At 64.5% G+C, this 26,051-nt stretch carries 25 protein-coding genes, 1 other RNA gene and 1 pseudogene; 10 read left to right on the forward strand and 17 right to left on the reverse strand.

Annotated elements, in window-relative coordinates:
* Positions 1 to 18: 18 nt before the first annotated feature.
* From ACVW1C_RS22275 to ACVW1C_RS22310, 8 genes are all read right to left on the reverse strand, one after another.
* The gene (locus ACVW1C_RS22275) at positions 19 to 612 is read right to left on the reverse strand and encodes a L,D-transpeptidase (protein WP_176534117.1); all 594 of its coding nucleotides are present in this window, start codon (positions 610 to 612) and stop codon (positions 19 to 21) included.
* Positions 613 to 782: 170 nt separating this feature from the next.
* Positions 783 to 911, reverse strand: a complete 129-nt coding sequence (locus ACVW1C_RS22280) for a DUF2474 domain-containing protein (RefSeq protein WP_092122578.1) — start codon at positions 909 to 911, stop codon at positions 783 to 785.
* A gap of 101 nt (positions 912 to 1,012) precedes the next feature.
* Positions 1,013 to 2,023, reverse strand: coding sequence for a cytochrome d ubiquinol oxidase subunit II (gene cydB / locus ACVW1C_RS22285; RefSeq protein ID WP_456760252.1), 1,011 nt, complete (start codon positions 2,021 to 2,023; stop codon positions 1,013 to 1,015).
* Positions 2,020 to 3,426, reverse strand: a complete 1,407-nt coding sequence (locus ACVW1C_RS22290) for a cytochrome ubiquinol oxidase subunit I (RefSeq protein WP_456763141.1) — start codon at positions 3,424 to 3,426, stop codon at positions 2,020 to 2,022. Before ACVW1C_RS22290 ends, cydB begins: the two co-directional genes overlap by 4 nt.
* Positions 3,427 to 3,545: 119 nt before the next feature.
* The gene (locus ACVW1C_RS22295) at positions 3,546 to 4,124 is read right to left on the reverse strand and encodes a redoxin domain-containing protein (RefSeq protein ID WP_456760253.1); all 579 of its coding nucleotides are present in this window, start codon (positions 4,122 to 4,124) and stop codon (positions 3,546 to 3,548) included.
* 18 nt (positions 4,125 to 4,142) lie between these two features.
* Complete coding sequence (locus tag ACVW1C_RS22300; RefSeq protein WP_456760254.1) at positions 4,143 to 4,838, reverse strand: cytochrome c biogenesis CcdA family protein; 696 nt, start codon at positions 4,836 to 4,838, stop codon at positions 4,143 to 4,145.
* A gap of 414 nt (positions 4,839 to 5,252) precedes the next feature.
* Positions 5,253 to 5,864 (reverse strand): sigma-70 family RNA polymerase sigma factor, encoded by a 612-nt coding sequence (locus ACVW1C_RS22305; protein ID WP_456760255.1) that lies wholly within the window; start codon positions 5,862 to 5,864, stop codon positions 5,253 to 5,255.
* A gap of 246 nt (positions 5,865 to 6,110) precedes the next feature.
* Positions 6,111 to 7,178, reverse strand: a complete 1,068-nt coding sequence (locus ACVW1C_RS22310; RefSeq protein ID WP_456760256.1) for an acyltransferase family protein — start codon at positions 7,176 to 7,178, stop codon at positions 6,111 to 6,113.
* A 224-nt stretch (positions 7,179 to 7,402) separates the two neighbouring features.
* Between ACVW1C_RS22310 and hrpB the strand changes: the two genes are divergently transcribed.
* The 4 genes from hrpB (at position 7,403) to ACVW1C_RS22330 (ending at position 13,706) form a co-directional block, all read left to right on the forward strand.
* Positions 7,403 to 9,871 (forward strand): ATP-dependent helicase HrpB, encoded by a 2,469-nt coding sequence (gene hrpB, locus ACVW1C_RS22315; RefSeq protein ID WP_456760257.1) that lies wholly within the window; start codon positions 7,403 to 7,405, stop codon positions 9,869 to 9,871.
* A gap of 297 nt (positions 9,872 to 10,168) precedes the next feature.
* Positions 10,169 to 11,635, forward strand: a complete 1,467-nt coding sequence (locus tag ACVW1C_RS22320; protein WP_456760258.1) for an NCS1 family nucleobase:cation symporter-1 — start codon at positions 10,169 to 10,171, stop codon at positions 11,633 to 11,635.
* Positions 11,636 to 11,982: 347 nt separating this feature from the next.
* A complete protein-coding gene (locus ACVW1C_RS22325) occupies positions 11,983 to 12,495 on the forward strand; it encodes a TIGR02281 family clan AA aspartic protease (protein WP_456760259.1) in 513 nt (170 codons plus the stop codon).
* 125 nt (positions 12,496 to 12,620) lie between these two features.
* Positions 12,621 to 13,706 carry an IS4 family transposase gene (locus ACVW1C_RS22330; RefSeq protein WP_456756830.1) on the forward strand — a complete coding sequence of 362 codons (1,086 nt, stop codon included), beginning with the start codon at positions 12,621 to 12,623 and terminating at the stop codon, positions 13,704 to 13,706.
* Positions 13,707 to 13,972: 266 nt separating this feature from the next.
* Here ACVW1C_RS22330 and ACVW1C_RS22335 read toward each other — a convergent pair whose 3' ends face one another.
* The 4 genes and pseudogenes from ACVW1C_RS22335 to ACVW1C_RS22350 form a co-directional block, all read right to left on the reverse strand.
* A complete protein-coding gene (locus ACVW1C_RS22335) occupies positions 13,973 to 14,128 on the reverse strand; it encodes a hypothetical protein (protein WP_456760260.1) in 156 nt (51 codons plus the stop codon).
* A 4-nt stretch (positions 14,129 to 14,132) separates the two neighbouring features.
* Positions 14,133 to 14,525: a hypothetical protein gene (locus ACVW1C_RS22340; protein WP_456760261.1), complete on the reverse strand. Its 393-nt coding sequence runs from the start codon at positions 14,523 to 14,525 to the stop codon at positions 14,133 to 14,135.
* Positions 14,526 to 14,746: 221 nt separating this feature from the next.
* Positions 14,747 to 14,927 (reverse strand): annotated as a pseudogene (locus ACVW1C_RS22345) (IS701 family transposase); the annotation flags it as partial.
* Positions 14,928 to 14,939: 12 nt separating this feature from the next.
* Positions 14,940 to 15,593, reverse strand: coding sequence for a hypothetical protein (locus ACVW1C_RS22350; RefSeq protein ID WP_456760262.1), 654 nt, complete (start codon positions 15,591 to 15,593; stop codon positions 14,940 to 14,942).
* Between the two features lie 671 nt (positions 15,594 to 16,264).
* On the opposite strand from ACVW1C_RS22350, the gene ACVW1C_RS22355 reads away from it, so the two are divergent.
* Positions 16,265 to 17,764 carry a phosphomannomutase/phosphoglucomutase gene (locus ACVW1C_RS22355; RefSeq protein ID WP_456760263.1) on the forward strand — a complete coding sequence of 500 codons (1,500 nt, stop codon included), beginning with the start codon at positions 16,265 to 16,267 and terminating at the stop codon, positions 17,762 to 17,764.
* A 145-nt stretch (positions 17,765 to 17,909) separates the two neighbouring features.
* On the opposite strand, the gene ACVW1C_RS22360 is transcribed toward ACVW1C_RS22355, so the two are convergent.
* From ACVW1C_RS22360 to ACVW1C_RS22375, 4 genes are all read right to left on the reverse strand, one after another.
* Positions 17,910 to 18,410, reverse strand: coding sequence for an Lrp/AsnC family transcriptional regulator (locus tag ACVW1C_RS22360; protein WP_024578797.1), 501 nt, complete (start codon positions 18,408 to 18,410; stop codon positions 17,910 to 17,912).
* 76 nt (positions 18,411 to 18,486) lie between these two features.
* The gene (locus ACVW1C_RS22365) at positions 18,487 to 19,434 is read right to left on the reverse strand and encodes a sugar kinase (protein ID WP_456760264.1); all 948 of its coding nucleotides are present in this window, start codon (positions 19,432 to 19,434) and stop codon (positions 18,487 to 18,489) included.
* Positions 19,435 to 19,508: 74 nt separating this feature from the next.
* On the reverse strand, positions 19,509 to 20,459 hold the full coding sequence (nudC, locus tag ACVW1C_RS22370; protein WP_456760265.1) for an NAD(+) diphosphatase: 951 nt from the start codon (positions 20,457 to 20,459) through the stop codon (positions 19,509 to 19,511).
* Positions 20,460 to 20,465: 6 nt separating this feature from the next.
* Positions 20,466 to 20,885 carry an HIT domain-containing protein gene (locus ACVW1C_RS22375; protein ID WP_456660736.1) on the reverse strand — a complete coding sequence of 140 codons (420 nt, stop codon included), beginning with the start codon at positions 20,883 to 20,885 and terminating at the stop codon, positions 20,466 to 20,468.
* A 97-nt stretch (positions 20,886 to 20,982) separates the two neighbouring features.
* Between ACVW1C_RS22375 and ffs the strand changes: the two genes are divergently transcribed.
* The 5 genes from ffs to ACVW1C_RS22400 all read left to right on the forward strand — a co-directional run bounded on the left by ffs (position 20,983) and on the right by ACVW1C_RS22400 (position 24,568).
* An RNA gene (ffs, locus tag ACVW1C_RS22380) (signal recognition particle sRNA small type) lies at positions 20,983 to 21,079 on the forward strand.
* A 112-nt stretch (positions 21,080 to 21,191) separates the two neighbouring features.
* Positions 21,192 to 23,045 (forward strand): DNA polymerase III subunit gamma/tau, encoded by a 1,854-nt coding sequence (locus ACVW1C_RS22385; RefSeq protein ID WP_456760266.1) that lies wholly within the window; start codon positions 21,192 to 21,194, stop codon positions 23,043 to 23,045.
* 21 nt (positions 23,046 to 23,066) lie between these two features.
* Positions 23,067 to 23,387, forward strand: a complete 321-nt coding sequence (locus tag ACVW1C_RS22390) for a YbaB/EbfC family nucleoid-associated protein (RefSeq protein ID WP_166213505.1) — start codon at positions 23,067 to 23,069, stop codon at positions 23,385 to 23,387.
* On the forward strand, positions 23,388 to 23,993 hold the full coding sequence (recR, locus tag ACVW1C_RS22395; RefSeq protein ID WP_028335942.1) for a recombination mediator RecR: 606 nt from the start codon (positions 23,388 to 23,390) through the stop codon (positions 23,991 to 23,993).
* Between the two features lie 146 nt (positions 23,994 to 24,139).
* The gene (locus tag ACVW1C_RS22400; RefSeq protein ID WP_456760267.1) at positions 24,140 to 24,568 is read left to right on the forward strand and encodes a hypothetical protein; all 429 of its coding nucleotides are present in this window, start codon (positions 24,140 to 24,142) and stop codon (positions 24,566 to 24,568) included.
* Positions 24,569 to 24,609: 41 nt separating this feature from the next.
* Here the strand turns inward: ACVW1C_RS22400 and ACVW1C_RS22405 are convergent, their stop codons facing one another.
* Entirely contained in the window at positions 24,610 to 25,986 is a 1,377-nt protein-coding gene (locus tag ACVW1C_RS22405; protein ID WP_456760268.1) for an AmpG family muropeptide MFS transporter, read from the reverse strand.
* Positions 25,987 to 26,051: the final 65 nt, after the last annotated feature.

A 26,051-nucleotide genomic window follows, 5' to 3' on the forward strand; every position in this document is an offset into this window, starting at 1 on the left:
AAGGCGGGTGGGTCGAGATTACAGTTCGGGCTTCTGCCGGATGATCACCTTGGTGCCGACGGGAACGCGATTGTAGAGATCGGCGACATCGGCGTTGACCAGGCGGAAGCAGCCGGACGAGATTGCGGTGCCGATGGTGTCGGGGCGGTTGGTGCCGTGGATGCGGTACACCGTGGTGCCGAGATACATCGCGCGGGCGCCGAGCGGATTGCCCGGGCCGCCCGCCATGAAGCGCGGCAGATAGGGCTGGCGGGCGATCATTTCCGGCGGCGGGGTCCAATCCGGCCACTCGGCCTTGCGGGTGATGGTCACCAGGCCCTGCCATTGAAAGCCGTCGCGGCCGACGCCGATGCCGTAGCGGAGCGCGCGGCCGTTGCCCTGCACGAGGTAGAGATGGCGTTCGGCGGTGGAGACGATGATGGTGCCCGGCGCCTCGTTGGTCCGGTAGTAGACAACCTGCTTCTGCCATTCCGGATCGAGCTCGTAGCTGTCGTCGGCGACCAAGCCCGGCTCGTCGGCATCGGGTCGGCTCTGGGCAAAGCCTTGCGATGTCGACAGCACGAGAGCGCCCGTGGCGATCAACATCCAGACCAGGTGACGAAGTTTCGTCATGCAAAGCTCTCCTTGTGGCACGCGGCCAAATTGCTTGCTTCGCCCAATTCGCGGGAGGCATCAAATCTCAGCGGCAGCTTGATGGCAAGTTTAGGGCGACGCTATAGGTATATCTCTGTAATTCTTCTGTTTTTTGTCATTGAGCGCTGGAGCGCGCCAGACTGGCTGGCTTATTTCGGCGCAATCCAGAGTCGCAACGCGAAAGAGACCAGGGTCACGGTGCCGACGCCGCCGAGCCAGAGCGCTGCGAACCACAGCAGGCGCTGGCCGAGCGGCCGCTGATTCGGCACGAGAGCCATTTCCGTTCCGATGGAATCGGAACGAGGCTCTCGATTCCCTTTTTGACGCGTTTTCTTGACGCGAACCGGGATCCATTTCGCTGGAAAACGTTCTGGTAGCATCAGTGGTATCCGTGGCCGGGGCGCACCTTGCCGCGGAACACCCAATAGGCCCAGGCGGTGTAGCCGAGGATCAGCGGCACCAGGATCGAGACCCCGACCAGCATGAAGATCTGGCTGTTGGCGGGCGCTGCCGCCTGCCAGATCGTGATGCTCTGCGGCACGATGTACGGATACATGCTGATGCCGAGCCCGGCATAGGACAGTGCGAACAGCCCGAGCGCCAGGAAGAACGGCTGGTGGTCGTTCTTGTTGCTGAGCGCGCGCAGCAAGAGCGCGGTGACGGCGGCGACCGCGATCGGCACCGGCGCGGTGAGGATGATGTTGGGCCAGGCGAACCAGCGCTGGGTGTACTGCACGCTCAGGAACGGGGTTGCGATGCTGACGGCGCCGATCGCGCACAGCATCGCGACCAACAACATCCAGCTCAGATGATAGGCGCGCTCGCGCAGCTCGCCTTCGGTCTTCATCACCAGCCAGGTCGCCCCCAGCAGCGCATAGCCGATCACCAGCGCGATGCCGGTCAGGACGCTGAACGGCGTCAGCCAGTCCCACCAGCCGCCGGCATAGTGGCGTCCCTCGACATGGATGCCTTGCAGGATGGCGCCGAGCGCGATGCCCTGCGCCAGCGTCGCGACCAGCGAGCCGCCGGCGAAGGCGAGGTCCCATTTGTTGCGCGCCTTCTGGGTCCGCCAGCGGAATTCGAAGGCGACGCCGCGGAACACGAGGCCGAGCAGCATCGCGATCATTGGCGTGTAGAGCGCCGGCATCAGCACCGCATAGGCCAGCGGAAACGCCGCCATCATGCCGCCGCCGCCGAGCACCAGCCAGGTCTCGTTGCCGTCCCACACCGGCGCCACCGTGTTCATGATGACGTCGCGATCGGTCTTTTGCGGGAACAGCGGAAACAGGATGCCGAGGCCGAGGTCGAAGCCGTCCATCACGACATAGACGAACACGGCGAAGGCGATGATGAAGGCCCAGATCGTGGCGAGGTCGATGGGAATGCTCATCGCACGCCCTCCACGGCTGCACCTGCCGCCGGCGTGATGCCGGCCGCACGGGCGGGAAGGTCCTTTGTCGGGCCCTGCTCGCCGGGATGCGGCGGCTGCGCCATCAGCCGCAGGATATAGATCACGCCCGCGGTGAACACGGCGAAATAGACGATGATGAAGGCGATCAGCGAGGAGCCCACCGCCGGCGCCGCCAGCGGCGATGCCGAATCGGTGGTGCGCAGCAGCCCATAGACGGTGAACGGTTGCCGCCCGGTCTCGGTGGTGATCCAGCCGGCGAGCACCGCGACGAAGCCGGCCGGGCCCATCAGGACCGCGAAGCGATGCAGCAGCTGTGACCGGTACATCATGCCGCGCCAGCGCATCAGCAGGCTGAACAGGCCGAGCCCCAGGATCAGGAAGCCGAGCCCGACCATGATGCGGAACGACCAGAAGGTGATCGGCACCGGCGGCCAGTTCTCGCGCGGCACGGTGTCGAGGCCGGCGAGCGGCGCATCGAGCGAATGCTTCAGGATGAGCGACGACAATTTCGGCACCTCGATCGCGTATTTCACCCTGGCATCGCGCTGGTCGGGCCAGCCGAACAGGATCAGCGGCGCGCCGTCCTTGTGGCTTTGATAATGGCCTTCCATCGCCATCACCTTGGCCGGCTGGTGCTCCAGCGTGTTGAGGCCGTGCTGGTCGCCGGCGAGGATCTGGATCGGCGCCACCAGGGTCGCCATCCACATCGCCATCGAGAACATCACGCGCGGGCCGGCGAGATGCTGGTCGCGCAGCAGGTGCCAGGCACCGACCCCGCCGACCACGAGCGAGGTGGTGAGATACGCCGCCAGCACCATGTGCACGAGGCGATAGGGAAAGGACGGATTGAAGATCACCTTCAGCCAGTCGGCGGCGACGAACTGGCCGTCGGCATTGACGGCATGACCGGTTGGCGTCTGCATCCAGGAATTGGCCGACAGAATCCAGAACGCCGAGATCAGCGTGCCGATCGCGACCATCAGCGTCGCCACGAAATGCAGCCTGGGGCCGACGCGCTCCAGCCCGAACAGCATCACGCCGAGAAAGCCGGCCTCGAGGAAGAACGCGGTCAAGACCTCATAGGCCATCATCGGGCCGATCACCGGCCCGGTCTTGTCGGCAAATGACGACCAGTTGGTGCCGAACTGGTAGGACATCACGATGCCCGAGACCACGCCCATGCCGAACGCGACCGCGAAGATCTTCAGCCAGTAATTGAACAGGTTGATGTAGACCTCGCGCCCGGTGGCAAGCCACAGTGCTTCCAGCACTGCGAGATAGCTCGCAAGCCCGATCGAGAATGCGGGAAACACGATGTGGAACGACATCGTGAAAGCGAATTGCGCGCGGGCGAGTACGACCGCATCCCAGCCTTCGAACATCACGCACCGTCCGTCATTCATGTCGGGCGCGATCACGTTCGGGATCGCGCATTCCCGGCGTTAAGCCTATCATGCCGGGAATGACGGCGGATTGTCCAATTGGCTGACAAATTGTCCAATCAGCTATTGGCGTTGAGCAGCCGGGCGACGGTGCGGTCGATCTCGTCGTACTGACCCTCGCCGGCGTGCTGGAACACGATCTTGCCGTTCTGGTCGATGATGTATTGCGCCGGCCAATACTGGTTGCCGTAGGCGTTCCAGGTCTGCGAATTGTTGTCCTGCGCCACCGGATAGAGGATGCCGTGCCGCTTCAGCGCCGCCTGCACGTTGGAGGCCGAATGCTCGAACGGGAATTCCGGCGTGTGGACCCCGATCACGACGAGGCCACGATCCCGGTACTTTGAATAAAGTTGGGTGACGTGCGGCAGCGTGTTGACGCAGTTGACGCAGCCATAGGTCCAGAAATCCACCAGCACGACCTTGCCGCGCAAATCGGCGAGCTTCAGCGGCTGCGAATTGAACCAGTTGCTGATCCCTGCGAATTCGGGCGCGGCCTGGCTCTGCGCGGTGGTCATCGCGGTGGCCATTGGAACGGGCACGGCCGGCGCGTTGGACTCGGTGCAGAGGCCGGGGATGATGGCGCCGCCGAGGCCAAGGCCCGCAACAAGGGTGGATACAGCAATCAAGCGCAGGGACATCGATCTCTCCTTATGAGCTCACAGGCCGATCTGGCCGTTGGGATAGAACTGGGTCAGCCACGCCACGATCAGCGTGTCGTATTGCAGGTAGGACAGCGCGGCGAAGGCGATGATCACGACGCCGAAGCCTTGCTGCAGGCGCGGCGCGATCCGCGCCATGCTGCGCACGCGGGTGGTGACGGCCTGCCCGCCATAGGCAATGGCAAGCATCGGGATCGCGGCGCCGATCGCGTAGGTGACGAGCTGCAGACTCGCCCACGCTGTGTCCTTCGAGGTCGCGACGATGGTCAGGATCGAGCCGAGCACGGGACCGGCGCACGGCGTCCACACCAGGCCGAGCGTAGAGCCGAGCACGAAGCCGCCGAACAGGCTCGGCGACGGCCCGGCCTGACTGAGGCTGCCGGCGGCGCCGCTGAGCCGGATCGACAGCCACTCGAACGGCGCCGGCCAGATCATCAACAGGCCGAAGCCCGCGAGCAGGATGGCGGCGCCGGTCCGCAGCAGGTTCGGATCGAAATCGAAGGCACGCGTGATCGCACTCAGCAGCAATGCCACCGCGGAGAATGACATCACGAAGCCGAGCGCGATCATCGCGGGCCGCGCCTTGCCGGTCTGGCCTATCGATACCCCGAGCAGGATCGGCAGCATCGGCAGGGTGCAAGGGGCGGCGACGGTTGCGACACCGGCAAGCAGGGCAAGGGCAAGGCTGAGCATCGTCGTCCGTCCATCAGAAGTCCCGGCGCGCCAGAGGGCCGTGCCGGGTACGCCTGATGTTCTTCGCGAGGACGGCGTGGCCGTTACGGAGAGTTGGCCGCGGACGACGTCACGTCCGTGTGAGACGAACTGCGTTCGGCTTCACGACCGCGCGCCAGAAACAGAGCGACCCGGCTGGGGGGCATCCCGGCCGGGTCGTTGGAGATTACTTGGGAGGTTAGAACTAGGGAGGTATCGAAATCTGGGTCAGTGAATTGGGGTTGAGGTTGCGTCGTTGGATATGGGTATAGAGATCGCGTTTTTCCGGGTGATGTCGTCGATTGTTTCAATTGTTTCGTCGCCGAACTTTTTTGGCTTCGTGGACAATTGCCAGGATTGCTTGATCTCCTGCTAAGAACCTGATTTTGCTTTACTTTAGGCCGCGACGCTGTCCACGCCGGCGCCCCTCAGGAGGTCGGCGAGCTGCTTGCGGGCATAGAACATGCGGGTCTTCACCGTGCTCTGCGGGATACCGATGATCTGGCCGGCCTCCTCGACCGACTTCTCATGGTAGTAGACCAGATTGATGATCTCGCGGTGGGCCGGCGACAGCTTGGCCACGCAGGCGCGCAGGATCTCGCTGGTGGTGGCGCGATCGAGCGAGGTTTCCGGCGTGTCGGCGCCGTCGGCGATCTCCAGCACGTCGTCCTGGTCGATGTCCTCATGCCTGCGCTGACGCAGCGCGGTCAGCGCCTTGAAGCGGGCGATCGACAGCAGCCAGGTCGAGACCTGCGAGCGACCCTCGAACTGGGCCGCGGTGCGCCAGACGTCCAGGAACACCTGGCTGACCAGGTCCTCGGCCATCGTGGTGTCGCGCACCATGCGGAGCACGAAGCGGTAAACCCGGACGTTGTGACGGGCATAGAGCGTGTGCATCGAGGTGCGGTTATTCTTGGCGATATGCGCGAGCAGCGTTTCATCCGAGGTCGCGCGTGCAGCGTCGATGTGCTTGCTGGCTGCAGGGTTGATGGCGATGACGTTCGGCATGACAGGCTCCCAGTTCGCCGTTGGGCGGCGGTTCGTTGGGAGAATTGTTAGTTAGCGCCCGTTTCCGGATGTCTGCGCGAAAAGCGGAAAATGGTTTCGTGACCGGGAGAATTGTTTCGTCGCGGCCCCGGCGACGAAACATTCGGGACTAAAAAGCCAGTCATTTCAACGTACGGAAAATTGGAATGGCCAGGTTCGCCGCTGTCGGAACGAATCCGGTCCATGACTTCCGGCACTACCGGCGGCCTATTCGGCCGCCTGCAGCGTGGGCGCCGCCTTTTTCGGGGCAATCCAGAACGCGTCGGGCCGCTCGAACAGGAAATTGGCCCGGGCCGCCAGCGCCAGCCGCCAGATCAGCAGCGCGCCGGCGACGCCGACCGCGGTGACGATCAGCGCGACCAGGCCGATGTCGTGGATGACATCGAACCGCAGCAGAAGGGTGCGCGTCGCGGCCATCGGCAGGAAGAAGGCAAGGTAGATCACGATCGAGTGCTCGCCGCAGAAGCGCAGGAAGCCGAGCCGGTGCGCGCGTGCCAGCAGGGTGCCGGTCACGATGATCGCGCAGGCGCCGGCCAGGCCGAGGGCCAGCGAGACGAGCGGCCATTCACTGATATCGAGCGCGACCAGGCTGCCATTGACGAGCGCCCAGAGCCCAAGCCCGAGCAGCGCAAATGCAGGCCGTGCCCGGGCGCGGTCCGACAGCGCGAATACGTAAGCAGCGAGCACATAGCCGGTGAAGAAGTAGACGAAGCGGGCGCAGAACTCGTCGATCACGGTCCAGCCGGTCACGATATGCGCGCTCTCCAGCGCCGCGGCAACGAGCCAGATCGCGAGCGGGTGGACATTGCGCGTGAGCTTGGTGACGACGAAGAAGATCGGCAGCAGATAGATGAACCACAGCGTGCCGAACGGCTCGATGAAGGCCTCGAGATATTGCAGCCCGACCGCGGCCCAGCCTACCTCAGCGGCCAGCGACGGCGCCTTGAAGCCGAACTGGATCGACACCCACAGCACATAGAAATAGGCGAAGTGCATCACCTTGCGGTCGAGATAGGTGCGCCAATCGCGATCGATCACGACCGACAGGAACAGCCCCGAGATCAAGAAGAAGTCAGGCATCCGGAACGGTTTTGCGAACATCACGACATAATGCATGAAGCCGGTCTGCTCGGCGGCCTTCTCGACCCCCAGCACCGAATGCATCATCACGACCATGACGATGCAGATGCCCTTGGCATAGTCGACCCAATCGACGCGCGCGGCCGCGTTCCCGGCGGAACGATCTGTCGCAGCCTGTGTGCCGTTTGTGGTCATCCTTGTCCCGTTCCGGCGTGATCGGGCTCATCATCGGCCCGATCGGTTGCTTTCTCCTTTATCCTTACAAATGATGTGCCGCCGAAGGCGGACCTTTCCCCGGTTCCCTGTAACCGGCGAATGGTCTAAGAGGCCCGGAAATCCCAAGAGAATCCTGAGCGAATCCGGGGTTCGTTAACCACAGGACGCAGGTCGGCCGAGGGCCGCTGCCGCGATGAGACTCCTTGCCGCACCATTTCGATAGCCCGCTGCCGATCGACGCCGTGCTCGATGAACTCGACCGCACGCTCGATCGCCACAATGCCGCCGTGCTGGTCGCGCCGCCGGGCGCCGGCAAGACCACGCGCGTGCCGCTGGCGTTGCTCGACGCGCCGTGGGCCAAGGGGAAGAAGATCATCGTGCTGGAGCCGCGCCGCATCGCCGCGCGCGCCAGCGCCGAGCGGATGGCGAAGACGCTCGGCGAGCGTCCCGGAGAGACCGTCGGCTATCGGGTGCGCTTCGGCTCAAAGGTGTCGCGCGCGACGCGGATCGAAGTCGTCACCGAGGGCATCTTCTCGCGCCAGATCCTCGACGATCCCGAGCTCAACGGCGTCGCCGCGGTGCTGTTCGACGAATTCCATGAGCGCTCGCTCGATGCCGATCTCGGGCTGGCGCTGGCGCGCGACGCGCAAACCGGCCTGCGCGATGACCTGCGCATTCTCGTGATGTCGGCAACGCTCGATGGCGCGCGCGTCGCAAGGCTGCTCGGCGACGCGCCTGTTGTCGCGAGCGAGGGCCGCGCCTTCCCGGTCGAGACCCGTTACGTCGGCCGCAAGGTCGACGCGCCGCTGGAGCGGCAGATGGCCGAGACGATCGCGACCGCGCTGCGTGCCGATGCCGGCTCGGTGCTGGCCTTCCTGCCGGGCGCGGCCGAGATCCGCCGCACCCAGACCTTCCTCGCCGAGCGCGTGCACGACGCCTCGGTCGAGATCGTGCCGCTGTTCGGCGCGCTCGATGCCGCCGTGCAGGATCGCGCCATCGCGCCGGCGCCGAAGGGCATTCGCAAGGTGGTGCTGGCGACCTCGATCGCCGAGACCTCGCTGACCATCGAGGGCGTGCGCATCGTGGTGGATTGCGGCCTGGCGCGGGTGCCGCGCTACGAGCCGGATATTGCGCTGACCCGGCTCGAGACCGTGCGGGCCTCGCGCGCCGCGGTCGATCAGCGGCGCGGCCGCGCCGGCCGTACAGAGCCCGGCGTCTGCTACCGTCTGTGGGACGAGCCGCAGACCGCGTCGCTTCCGGCCTACACCGCGCCCGAGATCCTCTCCGCCGATCTGTCCTCGCTGGTGCTCGACCTCGCGCAATGGGGCGTCAGCGATCCCGCAAGCCTTGCCTTCCTCGACCCGCCGCCGGGACCGGCGCTGAAGGAAGCGAGATCGCTGCTCGGCGAGCTCGGCGCGCTCGACGGCGACGGCCGCATCACCGAGGAGGGCAAGAGCCTGCGCGCGCTGGCGCTGCCGCCGCGGCTGGCGCGCATGATCGTGGATTCCGCGCGGTTTGGTGCGGGCGAGGAGGCGGCCGAGATTGCCGCCGTGCTGAGCGAGCGTGGGCTCGGCGGCGACAGCGTCGATCTCGACCACAGGCTCGACCAGTTCCGCCGCGACCGCTCGCAGCGGGCATCGAGCGCGCGCAGCATGGCCGCGCGCTGGGCTTCGCAGGTGAAGGCGGCGACCGGCGAGCGGAAGCATCTCTCCACTGGCGTCATGCTGGCCTTCGCCTTTCCCGACCGGGTTGCGAAGAACCGCGGCAATGGCAGCTTCGTGCTGGCCAATGGCCGCGGCGCCGCCGTGGAGCAGACCGCGGCGCTGGCGCGGCTGCCCTATATCGTGGTCGCCGAACTGACCGGCACGGCGGCGAGCGGCCGCATCCTGCTGGCGGCGCCGATCACCCAGGAGGAGATCGAGCAGCGCTTCGCCGACCAGATCGAGAGCGTGGAAGAGGTGACGTTCGACCGCGGCGCGATGGCGCTGCGCGCGCGCCGCCGCCGTTCGCTGCATGCGATCACGCTGTCGGAAGCGCCGATGTCGCTCAAGCCATCGGCCGAGACCGCGCGCGTGTTCGCCGACGGCTTGATCGCGGCCGGGCTCGACCGGCTGCCGTGGTCGAAGCATTCGAAACAGTGGCGCGACCGCGTCATGTTCCTGCGCAAAGCCGAGGACGACAGCTGGCCCGATCCGTCGGACACGGCGCTCGCCGCGCGCGCCGACGACTGGCTGGTTCCCGCGCTCTACGACAAGACCGCGCTGAAGGATCTGTCCGCCGGTGACCTGTCGGACGCGCTGATGACGCTACTACCGTGGGAGTTACGCGCGCGGCTCGATCGCGAGGCGCCGACGCATTTCGAGGCGCCGACCGGAACGCAGCTTGCGATCGATTACGAGGCCGAGCAGGGCCCGACCATCGCGGTGCGGCTGCAGGAGTTGTTCGGGCTCAACACCCATCCCTCGATCGCCAAGGGCGCGGTGCCGCTGGTGCTGGAACTGTTGTCGCCGGCGCAGCGGCCGGTGCAGGTGACGCGCGATCTGCCGGGCTTCTGGCGCGGCAGTTACGCTGCGGTGCGTTCCGACCTGCGCGGCCGCTATCCGCGCCATCCCTGGCCGGAAGATCCCGCCAGCGCGATGCCGACCAGGCGCGTGAAGCCTCGCGGCACTTGAGGGCTTGTGAATTCCCTATGACCCGTCGTCCTGAGAGAATGTGACCCACGAGCGGCACCAAACATCCAGTGTCGTCCCTGCGAAAGCAGGGACCCATAGCCACAGGGTTGGGTCGTTGAAGAACGCTGTGGCCACAGCGTCGCGCAACTGTGGCCTTTAGGGGTTATGGGTCCCTGCTTTCGCAGGGACGACGGGTTGCAAAGATTCACACCTCTGAGGTCTGGCGCTGGCAAGTGTTCGTCAACGGTGGTTAGATTTGCATGCCGGGATCACGGGCTCGCAACCTGGGGACGCCGCATGAACCTCGAAAATCCTGAGATCAAGAACGCCTCGCCGTCGCTGTACAATGAGGACCTGGCGCCAGCCAAGGAGCGCAACTGGGGCGCCTTCAGCATCTTCAATGTCTGGACCTCGGACGTGCATAGCCTGTGGGGCTATTATCTCGCCGCCAGCCTGTTCCTGCTCTGCGGCAGCTTCGTCAACTTCATCCTTGCGATCGGTGCCGGCTCGCTGGTGATCTTCGTGCTGATGAGCCTGATCGGCAATGCCGGCGTGAAGACCGGCGTGCCCTATCCGGTGCTGGCCCGAGCCTCGTTCGGAATCTGGGGCGCCAACATTCCGGCGCTGGTGCGCGCCATCGTCGCCTGCTTCTGGTACGGCGCGCAGACCGCGGCGGCCTCGGGCGCCATCGTCGCGCTGCTGAGCCGCATCGACAGCTTCAAGGCGTTCCACCAGTCCACCCATGTGCTCGGCCATTCCGGGCTCGAGGTGATCTGCTTCGTCGTGATCTGGGCGCTGCAGCTCCTGATCATCCAGCGCGGCATGGAGACGGTGCGCCGCTTCCAGGACTGGGCGGGGCCGGCGGTGTGGCTGATGATGCTGATCCTCGCGATCTATCTCTGCATCGCGGCCGGCGGCATCTCGCTCACCGCGCCGATCCCGCAGGATGTGCTGCTGGAGAAGACCAGGGATGCCGGCGTACCCGGCGTGCCAGGCTCGTTCCCGGCGCTGTGCGCCGTCGCCGCGACCTGGATCACCTATTTCGCGGCGCTCTATCTCAACTTCTGCGACTTCTCGCGTTACGCACCCGACGCCAAGGCCCTGCGCAAGGGCAATATCTGGGGCCTGCCGGTCAATCTGATCCTGTTCTCGCTGGTCGCCGGCGTCACCACGATCGCGGCGTTCAACGTCTATCACGAGGTGCTGCTGCATCCCGACCAGATCTCGGCGAAGTTCGATAGCTGGTTCCTGGCGCTGCTCGCGGCGGTCACCTTCGCGGTGGCAACGCTCGGTATCAATGTGGTGGCCAACTTCGTCTCGCCGGCGTTCGATTTCTCGAACGTGTTTCCCCGGCATATCGACTTCAAGAAGGGCGGCTACATCGCGGCGCTGATCGCGCTGGCGCTGTATCCGTTCGCGCCCTGGGAGGGCAGTGCCGCCTCGTTCGTCGGGCTGATCGGCGCGACCATGGGGCCGATCTTCGGGATCATGATGGTCGATTATTATCTGATCGCCAAGGGTCGCGTGAACGTGCCGGCGCTGTACCAGGAGGACGGCGAATATCGCTTCCAGAACGGCTGGAACGTCAGCGCGCTGATCGCAGCCGCGATCGGCGCCCTGTTCTCGTCGGTGCTGCCGAACTTCACCTCGATCCTGCCGGCCTGGTGGGCGGTCTATGGCTGGTTCTTCGGCGTCGCCATCGCAGGCGCGGTCTACTACGCGCTGCGCGTTGCGATGCCGAGCCCGGTCGCCAAGACCGCCTGATGGCGGCGTCGCTTGAATGGCCACCTGAACCGGTATGAGTTTGGGTTGAGCAGGGTCCGCAGACCGGACTTACCTCTCCCCGTTGGGGAGAGGTCGATTTGCGCAGCAAATCGGGTGAGGGGCCGCAGCTCCAACGAGAGAGCGTAACCCCTCACCCGGCGCTACGCGCCGACCTCTCCCAAGGGAGAGGTGAACGTCCGGCGATGCAGTTCGGCCGTTTCTGCCGGCTCATATTAACTCTTCGCTCATCCTTTTCGCCAAAATGGCAGCCTCGCGCTGCAGCCCTCGCTCGCGGCAGGGCGGCGGGCGTGGTGAAATTGCGTGTTCGGTTTTCCGAGTATGGTGTCATGCGTAACCTGATGATTTTCGCGGCCATCCTGATCGGGCTGGGCACCTTCATGGCCCAGATGGCCAGCAAGATGTCGCCCGCCGCCGCGACCACCGCGAAGCAGACCATGGCCCCAGCCGTCACGGTGGCGCAGGCCAGCGCCCGCACGCTCAGCATTGCGCCCGATCCGCGCGGTCACTTCGCGGCCGACGGCCGGATCGACGGCCAGCGCATCAACTTCATGGTCGACACCGGCGCTTCCGTGGTCGCCCTGAACGAGACCTCGGCGGCGCGCTTCGGCCTGCGTCCGGTGCCGGGCGATTACACCTCGCGTGTCACCACCGCCAATGGCACCATCAAGGCGGCACGGGCTCGCCTCGCCATGATCGAGATCGGCGGCCTCACTGTGCGTGACGTCGACGCGATGGTGCTGCCGGACGAGGCGCTGTCCGAGAACCTGCTCGGCCTGTCCTTCCTGTCCAAGCTGAAGCGCTTCGAATACGCCAACGGCAAATTGTTGCTGGAGCAGTAACTATGCTCACGGGGTACCGTGCAACACACTCGCTGTCGTCCTGGCTTTCGCCCATAGGCGCTAAAATAGGATTTGCGCGTTGAATTTGTATGTGATTCCAAGAAGGGATGAGACACGAATCGCTTGTGAACGAAGACTGGGCGCGTGTTGTTGCTCGGCTTGGTGGGGCTGAGGCTCTGGAGGTTGGCGCGCGCGAGACGAAGGCGTTTGTTCGTCCGCGCGAGATCACCAATGCGGTTGATTTGCTGCGGCTGATCCTTGCGTATTGTCTGGGCACGCGGGGTCTGCGGCTGACGGCGGCGTGGGCGACGTCGGTGGGCCTTGTCGACATCTCCAACGTGGCTCTGTTGTATCGCTTGCGTCAGTCCGGAGATTGGCTGGCGCAACTGATAGGTCAGGCACTTGCGAGTGGTGCGCCGAAGGCAAGCCGCGGTCGGCTGATCCGCATCGTTGACGCCACGACGGTCCCCAAAGCCGGAACCGAGGGCAGGCAAAACAACGCGGTGTGGCGTATCCACAGTGCGTTCGATCTTCCGCAAGAGCGCTTTGGGCACTTCGAGCTGACCGATGAGGGCGCAGGCGAGACACTGGATCGGATACCCGTGACTGCCGGCGAGATCCGTCTTGCCGACCGTGCCTACCTGCAACCAGAGCGCATGGCGCATCTGGTCGATGCCGGCGCGGACTTCGTGATCCGCGCGGGCTGGAAGAGCGCGCGTTGGCTGGATCGCAACGGCAACCTTGTCGATCTCATCGCAGAGCTGCGCAAGGCCTTGGCAGGCGGCATGATCGATCGACCGATCTGGATAGAGCGCAAGTCCGGTGCGCAACCGCTTGCTGTGCGCTTGGTTGCGGTCAAAAAGCCGGCGCATGCGGCCGCGGAGGCGCGACGCAAGGCACGCAGGACAGCCCAGAAGGGAGGCCATCAACTCTCCAGGCAAACGCTTGAGGCCGCAGATTGGGTAATCCTGGCGACCTCGCTCAAGGGCGAGGACTTCACGGCTGCTGACGTCATTGCCCTCTACCGGTTGCGATGGCGGATTGAGCTCGGCTTCAAGCGGCTGAAGAGCTTGATTGGCTTGAAGGGACCTCCCGGAACTGACCAGCGGTCCGCTAAACCCCATATCCTCGCTCACCTGCTGATCACTCTACTGCTCGAGCCGCTGGTCGACGAACTCGAGGACTCTCCCCGCTTGGACGAAGCCGCCTGACCAGACCTTCCGCATGGCGCCTGCTACGTCAGCTCATCGCCTCATTGCTCCAAGCCGTCATTCCCCAACCCACGATCGCTTGTCTGCGCAGAGCAAGCCGTGCTCTCCGGCGACATCTGCGCGAGCCCCCCAGACGCAAGCGCCGCTATCAGGCAATGATCAAACTATCTTAGCGCCTATGGGCGAAAGCCAGGACGACGATTGCCGAGATCGCGGGCTCGAATCTGTCACCGTCATGCTGAGGAGGCCGGCGCGAACCTCCGGTGTCACGTTGATATGGGACACATCTTGCGCGTCGCCGCGCCTGACCCCTCGGCTTGCGGCCACTCCGGCACATAGTTGATGAAGTCGTCGTTGACTTTGACGCGCTGTTGCTGCGGTGGGCTTTGCGGCTGGGCCTGGGCCAGCTTGGCATTTTTCAAATGTCTATTGCGGAGTTACCTCCACGCACTGAGCAGGGTCTGAAATACAGAACTCAGTTTTCCCGGTAGTCTGATCGATTTTCCAAGAGCCTAACACTGGCAATCCGCCAAAAATGTTTGAAATCCCTCCCTGTACGTTAAGTCCTTTGCCGGTCGGTTTCTCCGGAAAGCCGGGCCTCTCGGTGCATTGACCGGTCAATTGCTTAGTCTCGGCGTCGAGGACTGCGGTGCAGTGATGAAGCTTCTCGTTCTTGTGGTCGAGGCGTTCGACAGCATAATGGTTTACCCCAGTCTCCACAGTCGCAAACTCAGCGAAAATTTCGTAATCCGCAGCCAGCCCAACGGTCGCCGTCACGGTTAGCGAAAGTGCGAGTATCCCGGTCCTCAGAAGCCTCATAAGACCTCTCCATGTCTTCCCCTGTGATGCGGACCGCGTCGCAATCAGATACGATAAACTCGCAGCTAGTTATCCGGCATTCGTCAAACTCGCATCAATCCGCATTTGGCTACGCACCAATGAGTCCATAGTCTGGCACTATTTTGGCAGATTTATTCACGCCGTTGCTTTTCACCGATTTGTCTATTGCAGTACGGGCCTCGAGAGTTCGTAGTCGAACGATGAGTTCGACGATGGCTTGGCACAAGGCTGGCAGGTCCATCAGCGGTCCGCGCGCGAACCGCGGCGAAGCCAGCTTCCCGCCGGCCCTTGGTCGAGTTTCGCCAGTTCGCATTTTTGCCACTTGGCATTGGCCAGCGTGTCTTCGGCGGCCGTCGACAATACATCGGGGATATGCCGCTCGACCGCGGTTACTTAGTAGCCCTTGTACTCTCTGACACTCAGGAGGTTTGGATTACCTTCAACCGGGGTCGCTACTAACAAACCAGTTGGGTCGGCAGCGGTGATTATTCTCAAATTATTGCTACCGGCTTCTGAGAACGTTAGCGTATGTCCATAAACCCCACTGAAATTCGTGGGTTTGGCGTTGTCAGTGGCAGTGATGGTGAGATTCCGATTGGCAGTAGTAACCTGCGGGCCTTCTGGCGGGGTGCCAATCGAGTTCTTTGCGTAAAAATAGCTGTCAACCTTACCATGTTCAAGCAAGGGAATTGGGCCACCGTGTGATGGAAGCGAGTCTGTTGGCGTCGGATTAGCGTGGCCGCCAAAGGGAGCAGCTTTGGCTGCGCCTTGATCCAAGGTCGGGTTGGGGACACGTCCAGCGGGGCCGATGCCGCCGCCTACCGATCCGCTGGGATCACCGCCTGCAGCAGGCGCACCGGCGTCGGGCTGACCGGCTTCCGTTGCTGGCTGTTGCTGCTGTGGGCCTTGCGGCCGGGACTGAGCCAGTTGAATCTGCGCCTGTTGAGCGAGGCGATCCGCGGCGAACGGATCGTGGTCAACCGGAACGAGCGAGTAGTCATCGAAATCCGGCTGATGGTCTACCGGCACCAGAGAGTAATCGGGCATTGATCATCACCTACAGATGTTACGGACAGCTTCGAGCGAGCCCGTGCGTGACCGCACCTCGCGGAGAGGGCTGGGTTGGCGTTGGATGTTTGAAGGCAGGCGCTTGAAGGATGGCTTGCGCGATGGTGCGGAAGTGTCGCTTCCGGTTCGGCTTGCCCATCGTCTTCGCGGGGCGTCCGTCTGTCGGTGGGGGCGGCCCTGGCTATCAGCCAGTTCGGTTCGCTGCGGTGGCCAATTTCGGTGCGCTCGGCAGCGTATTGGCCGACAGCGGCCTGTCCGATTCAAAAAGCCCGCAGCGGATTTTCCGGTGCGGGCTCAATTGTTGCGATGGTGAAAATATATCGGTGAGTTGCCCGACGTGTAACTATTCGACGGGCTGATCTGTTCGACGGGCAGATTGCAGAGCGGCTGAAATAATAACCGCACGGCAATGCCTGTCCTTGCCTGGCGTCACACCTTCTGCCGAAACCATGCTGGGTCGGAGCGATTGGCGGTCAAGCAGCTCGTATGGCACAACAGCGCGGCGTATTGCGCGGGCGTGCAAGTATTTCGCCGACGCCAAATCTGCCGTAATTATTAGCCAGAACCCGTCGATCCTGCCTTCCGCTGCGGCGATGCATTCGCTAAAGCCAGCGGCATTGTTCCTCCGCATTTCTACGAGGCCATTTCTGATGTTTCCCAAGCCGAAATCCGCGCTGGTGCCGAACACCTACGCGTTCGAATCCGAGCCGCTGGTGAAGCCCACCGGGTTTCGCGAATACGACGCGCGCTGGCTGTTCAACAAGGAGATCAATTTGATGGGCGTGCAGGCGCTGGGCATGGGGCTCGGCGCGCTGATCGCGGAGCTCGGCGTCAAGCAGGAGATCGTCACCGGTCACGATTTCCGCGGCTATTCCGCCTCGATCAAATACGCGCTGATCTCGGGCCTGATGGCGGCGGGCTGCAGGGTGCACGACATCGGGCTCGCGGTGACGCCGATGGCCTATTTCGCGCAGTTCGATCTCGACGTGCCTTGCGTCGCGATGGTCACCGCCTCGCACAACGACAATGGCTGGACCGGCGTCAAGATGGGCGCCAACCGTCCGCTCACCTTCGGCCCCGACGAGATGACGCGGCTGAAGGAGATCGTGCTCAACGCCGCGTTCGACAACAAGGCCGGCGGCTCCTACCAGTTTCACGAGAACTATCCGGCGCGCTACATCGCCGACCTCACCAGCCGGCCCAAGCTGAAGCGCAAGCTGAAGGTGGTGGCGGCCTGCGGCAACGGCACCGCGGGCGCGTTCGCGCCGCAGGTGCTGGAGGCGATCGGCTGCGAGGTGATTCCGCTCGACACCGAACTCGATCACAGCTTCCCGAAATATAATCCGAATCCCGAAGACATGGAGATGCTGCACGCGATCCGCGATGCGGTGCTGGCGCACAAGGCCGATGTCGGTCTCGGCTTCGATGGCGACGGCGACCGCTGCGGCGTGGTCGACAACACCGGCGAGGAGATCTTTGCCGACAAGGTCGGCGTCATGCTGGCGCGCGACATGTCGGCGATCAACGCCAATGCGCAGTTCGTCGTCGACGTGAAGTCGACCGGATTGTTCGTGACCGATCCCGTGTTGCAGAAGCAGGGCGCGAAAACGGTCTACTGGAAGACCGGGCATTCCTACATGAAGCGCCGCACCAACGAATTGGGCGCGCTCGCCGGCTTCGAGAAGTCCGGCCACTTCTTCTTCAACAAGCCGTTCGGCCGCGGCTATGACGACGGCCTGGTGTCGGCGATCGCGATCTGCGAGATGCTAGACCGCGCCCCCGGCAAGTCGATGGCCGACCTGAAGGACGCACTGCCGAAGACCTGGTCGTCGCCGACCATGTCGCCGCATTGCGCCGACGAGGCGAAGTATGGCGTGGTCGACGCGGTCGTGAAGCACTTCGAGACGCTGCAACGGAACGGCGCGCAGGTCGCAGGCCAGTACATCCGCGATCTCGTCACCGTCAACGGCGTGCGCGTCACGGTCGCTGACGGCAGCTGGGGCCTGGTGCGCGCATCCTCCAACAAGCCGGAGCTCGTGGTCGTGGTGGAAAGCCCGGTCAGCGAGCAGCGCATGCGCGACATGTTCGAGGCGATGGATTCGGTGCTGCGCACGCACCCCGAGGTCGGCGAATACAATCAGAAGATTTGAGCTGGGTACTCGCCGCGAAGAATGGGGTCATCACCCGCGCATGCGGGTGATCCAGTATTCCAGAGACGGTAGTAATGGAGCCGAGAGGCCGCGGCGTACTGGATCGCCCGGTCGAGCCGCGCGATGGCGGTTCAGCGGGCGGCGCTTACGCCGCCGGCACCGGCAGCGCCGTCACCGACTTGATCTTCTCCATCGCGAAGCGCGAGGTGACGTTCTTCAGCGGCACGGCACTGATCAGCTTCTTGTAGAACACGTCGTAGGCCTGCATGTCGGCGACCACGACGCGCAGCATGTAGTCGACGTCGCCGGCCATCCGGTAGAACTCCATCACTTCGGGCATGGCGCTTACGGCGTCGGCGAATTTGCGCAGCCAGGCTTCCGAATGGTCGGCGCTCTCGACCGAGACGAACACCGAAATCCCGAGCCCGATCTTGTTCTGATCGACCAGCGCCACGCGGCGCAGGATCACGCCGTCGGCCTCGAGCCGCTGGATGCGCTTCCAGCACGGCGTCGACGACAGCCCGACCCGGTCGCCGATTTCGGCGACGGAGAGCGAGGCGTCCTCCTGCAACACGGTCAGGATCTTGCGATCGATCGCGTCGAGGCGGCGGTTGTTGTCATGAAGCTGAATGGCGACATCGGTCATAGAAGAAAGTTCCACATGAAGGTTCAAACTCCCTCATATAGAGAAAAATCTTCCAAATCAAGCGGGTCGTGGCCGATCAGGCCGGCCGGACGTCGGCGTGTTCGCCCAAAAACGCTTCAACTTCAGTACGTTGCGGTGCGGCATAAGCGCCCCCGAACCGGGTGCATTTCAGCGCGGCGGCGGCCGAGGCAAAGCGGAGCGCCTGCCGCAGCTCCTGCTTCTCGGTAATGGCGAGGGCAAACGCCCCATGGAAGACGTCGCCGGCGCCCAGCGTGTCGACGGTATGGACCGGGAAGGCCGGCGTCTCCTCGAGCCCGCCCTTCTCGTTGAGCCAGATCGTGCCCTGAGGGCCGCGCGTGCCGGCCAGGAAGGACGGGGTGAGCTTGGCGAGCTTTTGCAGTGCCTGGCCGTCGTCGGTGACGTCGGCGGTCTGCTGCAGCGGCTCGCTGGAAAACACCAGATGGGAGGAGGCGGTAAGCAGCCCTTCCCGCATCGACATCGCGCGGTCGACGTCGACCACCACGGGAATGCCGCGTTTGACCGCCTCGGCGCAAAGCTCGGTGCAGAACGGCGCGCAGCGGCTCTCGGTCAGGATCGCCGCGCAATCCTCCAGCAGCAGCTCGGTCGGCGGCAGCTTGACCTTCCACAGCTCGGGATCGCGGAAGGTGACGATGGTGCGCTCACCGGTGTCGTCGATCATGATCGCCGAGATCGGGGTAACCAGGTCCGGCATGTGGATGAGATGGTTGGTCTCGATGCCTTCCTGGGCCAGCTTGTCGAAGATGTAGCGGCTCGAGGTCTCCCGCGAATCGCCCATCGGCCCGCAGATCGAGGCGCGGCCGCCCAGCCGCACGATGCCGATGGCGGCGTTCAGCGCGTTGCCGCCGCAGATCTCGTCGAAATGGGTGGCGTTCTCCTTGGAACCGCGGGCCGGTACGTTGACGCGGAAGGTCAGGTCGCGCACCGGCAGGCCGATGCAGAGGATGCGGGGCGGGACTTTCGTGGCGCCGTTCTGAAAATTCATGCAGGGGTCCGTCGCAATGGTTCCGTCAACTCAACCTGTCCGGATGTAATCGGCAGAACGATGTCCGGTTCCCGCTACTGGTCCAACGGATTTCGGTGGTGCACCCAGCGGCCGAGCAAATGATGGGCAATCGCGAACGGATGCGGGCCGGCCAGGCCCCCGGGATGCTGGCGCTTGAGCATCAGCGTCGCCTCGGCATGGTCGAACCAGCGTGCGTCCTCGAGCTCGGTGCGGTCGACCACGATGTCCTCGTTGGTCGCACGCGCGGTGCAGCCGATCATCAGCGATGACGGATAGGGCCAGGGCTGCGTCATGTAGTAATTGACGTCGGTGCAGCGGATGCCGGCCTCTTCGAAAATCTCGCGCCGGACCGCGTCCTCGATGGTCTCGGCGGCTTCGACGAAGCCGGCGAGGCAGGAATACATCCCGGGCATGAACTGCTTCTGCCGGCCGAGCAGCACCTTGTCGCCCGACGTGACCAGCATGATCACGACCGGATCGGTACGCGGAAAGTGCTCGGCCTTGCAGCTCGGGCATTCGCGCTTCCAGCCGCCGTCCTTCATCGCCGTGCGGGTGCCGCAGTTCGGACAGAAGCCGTGGCGCTGGTGCCAGGTCACCATCGATTTCGCCATCGCGATGGCCGACAGCTGCTCCGGCGGCACCACGCCCTGCATCGCCATGCCGCGCAATTCGGTGATCGCGACGTCACTGCGCCCGACCAGCTTCTCGGCCGCCTGCGGCGCGATCCCCATGCCGAAGATCGGCGCGGCATCGCGTAGCCCCAGGAAGATCGTGCCGGGATTGGCGCCAAAGCTGCGGGCCTCCTCCAGCGAGAGCAGGGCGCGGGCGCCGCCTTCCTCCTGCTTCACGACCAGCGAGTCGCGATAGATCACATAGGCTCTCGCCTCGCGGTGGCCTTCCAGCGCGAACAGCTTCTCGTCATTGCTGCGCAGATGCGCGGCGCGGTCCAGCACATGGGTGACGAAGGCCGGCTGGCCGAGCGGAAATGAATCGGATGCAGACATCGAAAATCAACCCAACCAGATCTTGCGGCGAAGCGCGTTGATGAAATTCTGCACTTCCTCGGGGTCATGCGCCAGCGGCGGCATCACGCCCCAAACGGGACGCGGCCATGCAGCGTCGCTGGTGCGGCGCGCGATGACGTGGACGTGGAGTTGCGGGACGAGGTTGCCGAGCGCTGCGACATTCAGCTTGTCGCACTTGGTGACCTCTTTCAGGGCCCGCGAGACGCGGGTGATCTCCGTCATCAGCTGCGCCTGCTCGACCTCGTCGAGGTCGATGATCTCGACCGCGCCGTCGCGCCGCGGCACCAGCAGCAGCCAGGGATAATGCGCATCCTTGATGACGAGCACCTTGCACAGCGGCAGGTCGCCGATGTCGATGGTGTCTTTCTTGAGCTGCGAATGCAGCGACCAGTTGGAGGCGGGCATGAGGCGCAAGTAATGCCTTTCCGTGTTCCCAGACAAGCCCCACAAAGCCCGGTCAGGCCGCTTGCTTTCCGGCGGTTTTGGCCCCAAATAGGGACCGGGAGATTGGCGGTGGACGAGCCACTCGCCAACCGGGTCAGGTCCGGAAGGAAGCAGCCCTAACGAGGTCCGGATCGGGTCGCTCGTCAGTCTCCTACCTGTTTTTCCGAGCGAATCGCGCTGGAACGGCGGTCTCCGCGCCCGGCGCTCGATTTCGGCTCCTATCCGCACGCCGGTTGACGAAACAATTCCCAAGTTGCGGATCGATGCATGAACGACGCTGGCGACCCCTCCCAACCGTCCGACGGCGCAGGCAAAGCAAGCCTTGACGGCGGTTTTGATTTGGGTGGCGCGCCTGATACGGCCAAGCCGTACCGCGTTCTCGCCCGCAAATACCGTCCCTCCAGCTTCGAGGATCTGATCGGCCAGGAGGCCATGGTACGCACCGTCTCGAACGCCTTCGAGACCGGGCGGATTCCGCAGGCCTGGATCCTGACCGGCGTCCGCGGGGTCGGCAAGACCACCACCGCGCGCATCCTCGCCCGTGCCTTGAACTACGCGAAGCCGGACGGTTCGGTGAAGGGGCCGACCATCCACATGCCCGACCTCGGCGTGCACTGCCAGGCGATCATGGAAAGCCGGCACATGGACGTGCTGGAGATGGACGCCGCGTCCCACACCGGCGTCGACGATGTCCGCCAGATCAATGACAGCGTGCGCTATGCGCCGGCCAGCGCGCGCTACAAGGTCTACATCATCGACGAAGTCCACATGCTGTCGACGGCGGCCTTCAACGCCTTCCTGAAGACGCTGGAGGAGCCGCCGGAGCACGCCAAGTTCGTGTTCGCCACCACCGAAATCCGGAAGGTTCCGATCACGGTGCTGTCGCGCTGCCAGCGCTTCGACCTGCGCCGCGTCGAGGCCGACGTGCTGATGAAGCATCTCGGTAACATCGCGGCCAAGGAAGGCGTCGAGGTCGAGCCCGAGGCGCTCGGCATCATCGCGCGCGCCGCCGAAGGTTCGGTGCGCGATTCCCTGTCGCTGTTCGACCAGGCGATCGCGCATGCCGCAGGCCTCGTGAAGGCCGACGCAGTCCGGCAGATGCTCGGCCTCGCCGACCGCACCCGGGTCATCGATCTCTTCGATTCGCTGGCGCGCGGCGATCTCGCCAGCGCCTTCGCCGAATTCCGCGCGCAGTATGATGTCGGCGCCGATCCGGTCGTGGTGCTGTCCGACCTTGCCGAGTTCGTCAATTTCGTCACCCGCGTCAAGGTCGTGCCATCGACGGCCGACAATGTCGCGTTCGGCGAGACCGAGCGGGTGCGCGCGCGTGAATTCGCCGCCAAGCTGTCGATGCGGGTGCTGTCGCGGATGTGGCAGATGCTGCTCAAGGGCATCGCCGAGGTGCAGACCGCGACGCGCCCGGCCGCCGCTGCCGAGATGGTGCTGGTGCGGATCGCCTATGTTGCCGACCTGCCGACGCCGGATGAAGCGATCCGGATGATCGAGCAGAATGGCGGCGGCGCGGCGCCCGCGACGTCAGGTTCTACCGCCTCGCCACAGCCACGTGGCGCGCCGGCCTCGACGATGTCGGCCATGCCGTCGGCGCCGATGCGGGCGCCGCAGGCCTCGTCGCGCGTCGATCTCGCCGCACGTCCGCAGATGGCCGCGCCGGTCGCCGATGCCGCGCCGGCGCTGCGCATCACCAGCTTTCCGCAACTGATCGCGCTCGCCGGCGAGAAGCGCGATATCATGACCAAGAGCGCGCTGGAGGCCGATGTGCGGCTGGTGCGCATCGAGGACGGCCAGCTCGAAATCGCGCTCGAGCCGAAGGCGCAGCGCGCGCTCGTTACCGATTTGTCGCGCAAGCTCGAACTATGGACCGGGCGGCGCTGGACCGTGATCATTTCCAACGAGGCCGGCCAGCCCACGGTGCGTTCGCAGAACGAATTGGCGCGCAGCGAGCATCAGCGTGCCGCGGAGGCCGATCCGCGCGTACAGGAGGTGCTGGCCCGCTTCCCCGGCACCAAGGTGGTCGAGGTCCGCCGCCTTGCCGCCGAGGTTCCGGCGGCTGACGCGACCGGCGAAGACCCGATTGAAACTTCCGACAGCGACGACGATTGATCTGGCGATAGGAACGCACCCATGGCTGATTTTCTCGGCATGATGAAGCAGGCAGCGCAGCTGCAATCCAAGATGCAGGCGATGCAGGACGAGCTCGGCAATGTCGAGGTCGAGGGCATCTCCGGCGGCGGCCTGGTTGCCGTGCGCATGACCGCGAAGATGGAAGTGAAGGGCATCAAGATCGATCCGTCGCTGATGAAGCCGGAGGAGCGCGAGGTGCTCGAGGATCTGCTGGTCACCGCGCTGGGCGACGCGCGTCGCAAGGCCGAGACCGCGATGCAGGAGAAGATGATGGCGCTTACCGGCGGGCTCGGCCTGCCGCCGGGATTTGGTCCGACCTAAATGGCTGCGAGCGTTGCCGGCCCCGAGATTGAACGCCTGATCCAGTTGCTGGCGCGGCTGCCGGGCTTAGGGCCCCGTTCGGCGCGGCGCGCGGCGCTGCATCTGATCAAGAAGCGCGAGGCCTTGATGACGCCGCTCACTGCGGCGCTGCAGGTCGCGATCGACAAGATCCAGGTCTGCAAGACCTGCGGAAATATCGATACACAAAACCCCTGCACGGTCTGCACCGATCCACGCCGCGACCCCTCGATCATCGTCGTGGTCGCCGATGTCGCCGATCTCTGGGCGCTGGAACGCGCCAATGCGACCAATGGACGCTATCATGTGCTCGGCGCAACGCTGTCGCCGCTCGACGGTGTCGGCCCGCAGGATCTCACCATCGATCAGCTGGTGGCGCGCGCACATGCGCCCGAGGTCAGCGAGATCATTCTGGCGCTCAATGCCACCGTCGACGGCCAGACCACCGCGCATTACATCACCGACCTCCTGTCGGAGGCCAATGTGCGGGTGACGCGGCTGGCGCATGGCGTGCCGGTCGGCGGAGAGCTTGATTACCTCGATGAAGGTACGCTATCGGCTGCGATGCGGCAGCGGACGCTGTTCTAGCGCGCGCTCGAAGGCCGGACGCACCGGCGTTTGCCGGGCGATCCTTCATAAGTCGAAAAGATCGCACTGAAACAAAACGATAGGGTGGATGACGATTCGGGGACGGTCATCCACGCTCTGACGAATCAAGTACGGAACCACTGCAAATGACGATACACCGATTCGGCGTACGCCTGGGCGTTGCGCTTCTGGCGGTCACCTTCGCCGCGCCCTGTGCAATCGCGCAGCAGAGCGACGCGCCGCAGAAGCCCGGCAAGATGATCCGGGCCGGCGACGTGCTGTCGGGAGAACTCGGCGTCATGAAGGTGCGCGACACCAAGCATCGCGGCAAGCGCGTCGCGACCTACCAGATCACCAGCGAGCCGCGCCGCCTGCCGCCGCCGAACGGTCTCTGCAACCTCGAAACCGGGCCGGAAACTTTTCAGCTGATTCCGACCAACGACGCCCAGGCCGCGCAGCTCAAGAGCCTCTCCGGCAAGGCCATCTCGGTGAAGGTCGACGAGATCGCCTGCGCAAAGGATGCCGGCGAGATGAGCGAAGCCATCGTCACCAAGTGGAGCGTGGTGGCGAAGTAGCTGCGTCAGCGGAGGCGGCAAGCCGGGTGATGACAGCGGAGCTAAACCCTCACCGGCCCCAGCTCATCGAAATGCCCGCGCCGCTGCAGCCAGGCGAGCAGGATCAGGCTCGGGATCGCGACCAGCACGCAGATCACGAAGAACATTTGCCAGCCGACGGCCTTCGCCACATAGCCCGCGCCCGATGACAGATAGGTGCGGCCGACCGCGGCGAGCGCCGTGAGCAGCGCATACTGGGTCGCGGTGTGCAGCGGATTGCGGCATAGCGCCGAAAGGTAGGCGACGAAGATCACGGTTCCGATCGCGCTGGTGAAATTCTCCGCGGTGATCGCAAGCGCCAGCGCCCATTGATCGACGCCGACATGCGCGAGCCAGGAGAACGAGAGATTGGCGACCGCCTGCAGCACGCCGCCGATCCACAGGCTGGTCGCCAGCGAATAACGCCGCGCCACGAAGCCGCCGGCAAAGCCGCCGATCAAGGTTGCGGCAAGGCCGACACCCTTCACGATCGCGGCGTAATCGACCTTGGAAAAGCCGATGTCGATCACGAACGGCGCGGTCATGGTGCCCGAGAAGGCGTCGGTGAACTTGAACAGCACCACGAAGGCGAGCGCCGCCAATGCGTCCTTGCGGCTGAGGAACTCGGAGAATGCGCCGAGCGCCGCGTGCAGGACGCGTTCGGCGGCGTTCTGCGCATGCGTGGCCGCCTCCGCGCCTTTCGATTGCGCAGGCTCGGTCGCAGCCAGCGCCGTGACGATGCCGATCGCGACCAGCGCGGCCATCACCACATAGCCCCACATCCATGCCGACGGGCGCGCGACGCCGGCGGTTTCGAAACCGCTGACGATGAACAGCGCGCCTGCGGTGGAGACCAGCATGCCGACGCGATAGGCCGCGACATAGGATGCCATCCCGGCGGCCTGCTCGCTTTCAGGCAGGCTTTCGACGCGGAAGGCATCGACCACGATGTCCTGCGTCGACGAAGCGGTGGCGACCAGCAGCGCGGCGAAGGCCGCGAACCATGGCGATCGCGCGGGATCGGCCAGCGCCAGCACCAGGATCGTCGCGATCAGCAACAGCTGCGAGAGCAGCAGCCAGCCGCGGCGCCGACCGAAGACCTGCGTGAACAGCGGCACGTGCAGCGCGTCGACCAGTGGCGCCCAGAGGAATTTCAGCGTGTAGGGCGTGCCGATCAGCGCGAGCAGCCCGATGGTGCCGAGATCGACCCCGGCTTCCTTCATCCAAACCTGCAGCGTCGAGCCCGATAGTGCCAGCGGCAGGCCCGAGGAGAAGCCCAGCAGCAACACGATCAGCACCCGCGGCTGCAAATACACCGCGAAGCTGTCGCGCCACGAGGTGGGGGCGGGCTTTGGTTCCGGCCTTGCAGTCGCGTCCGACGTCGCTTCAGGTGCTGTCATAGATGAGGTGTTACCAGATTCGGCAGCAAAAAGACTGTCATCGCCCGGCGGGTGACGACACCGAA

The sequence above is a fragment of the Bradyrhizobium sp. USDA 4011 genome (assembly GCF_054063415.1).

Bases quoted from the DNA above. Each gene is read 5' to 3' on its own strand.
- ACVW1C_RS22275 (WP_176534117.1), bottom strand. From the start codon at position 612: ATGACGAAACTTCGTCACCTGGTCTGGATGTTGATCGCCACGGGCGCT.
- ACVW1C_RS22280 (WP_092122578.1), bottom strand. From the start codon at position 911: ATGGCTCTCGTGCCGAATCAGCGGCCGCTCGGCCAGCGCCTGCTGTGG.
- cydB (WP_456760252.1), bottom strand. From the start codon at position 2,023: ATGAGCATTCCCATCGACCTCGCCACGATCTGGGCCTTCATCATCGCC.
- ACVW1C_RS22290 (WP_456763141.1), bottom strand. From the start codon at position 3,426: ATGTTCGAAGGCTGGGATGCGGTCGTACTCGCCCGCGCGCAATTCGCT.
- ACVW1C_RS22295 (WP_456760253.1), bottom strand. From the start codon at position 4,124: ATGTCCCTGCGCTTGATTGCTGTATCCACCCTTGTTGCGGGCCTTGGC.
- ACVW1C_RS22300 (WP_456760254.1), bottom strand. From the start codon at position 4,838: ATGCTCAGCCTTGCCCTTGCCCTGCTTGCCGGTGTCGCAACCGTCGCC.
- ACVW1C_RS22305 (WP_456760255.1), bottom strand. From the start codon at position 5,864: ATGCCGAACGTCATCGCCATCAACCCTGCAGCCAGCAAGCACATCGAC.
- ACVW1C_RS22310 (WP_456760256.1), bottom strand. From the start codon at position 7,178: ATGACCACAAACGGCACACAGGCTGCGACAGATCGTTCCGCCGGGAAC.
- ACVW1C_RS22320 (WP_456760258.1), top strand. From the start codon at position 10,169: ATGAACCTCGAAAATCCTGAGATCAAGAACGCCTCGCCGTCGCTGTAC.
- ACVW1C_RS22325 (WP_456760259.1), top strand. From the start codon at position 11,983: ATGCGTAACCTGATGATTTTCGCGGCCATCCTGATCGGGCTGGGCACC.
- ACVW1C_RS22340 (WP_456760261.1), bottom strand. From the start codon at position 14,525: ATGAGGCTTCTGAGGACCGGGATACTCGCACTTTCGCTAACCGTGACG.
- ACVW1C_RS22350 (WP_456760262.1), bottom strand. From the start codon at position 15,593: ATGCCCGATTACTCTCTGGTGCCGGTAGACCATCAGCCGGATTTCGAT.
- ACVW1C_RS22355 (WP_456760263.1), top strand. From the start codon at position 16,265: ATGTTTCCCAAGCCGAAATCCGCGCTGGTGCCGAACACCTACGCGTTC.
- ACVW1C_RS22360 (WP_024578797.1), bottom strand. From the start codon at position 18,410: ATGACCGATGTCGCCATTCAGCTTCATGACAACAACCGCCGCCTCGAC.
- ACVW1C_RS22365 (WP_456760264.1), bottom strand. From the start codon at position 19,434: ATGAATTTTCAGAACGGCGCCACGAAAGTCCCGCCCCGCATCCTCTGC.
- nudC (WP_456760265.1), bottom strand. From the start codon at position 20,459: ATGTCTGCATCCGATTCATTTCCGCTCGGCCAGCCGGCCTTCGTCACC.
- ACVW1C_RS22375 (WP_456660736.1), bottom strand. From the start codon at position 20,885: ATGCCCGCCTCCAACTGGTCGCTGCATTCGCAGCTCAAGAAAGACACC.
- ACVW1C_RS22385 (WP_456760266.1), top strand. From the start codon at position 21,192: ATGAACGACGCTGGCGACCCCTCCCAACCGTCCGACGGCGCAGGCAAA.
- ACVW1C_RS22390 (WP_166213505.1), top strand. From the start codon at position 23,067: ATGGCTGATTTTCTCGGCATGATGAAGCAGGCAGCGCAGCTGCAATCC.
- recR (WP_028335942.1), top strand. From the start codon at position 23,388: ATGGCTGCGAGCGTTGCCGGCCCCGAGATTGAACGCCTGATCCAGTTG.
- ACVW1C_RS22400 (WP_456760267.1), top strand. From the start codon at position 24,140: ATGACGATACACCGATTCGGCGTACGCCTGGGCGTTGCGCTTCTGGCG.
- ACVW1C_RS22405 (WP_456760268.1), bottom strand. From the start codon at position 25,986: ATGACAGCACCTGAAGCGACGTCGGACGCGACTGCAAGGCCGGAACCA.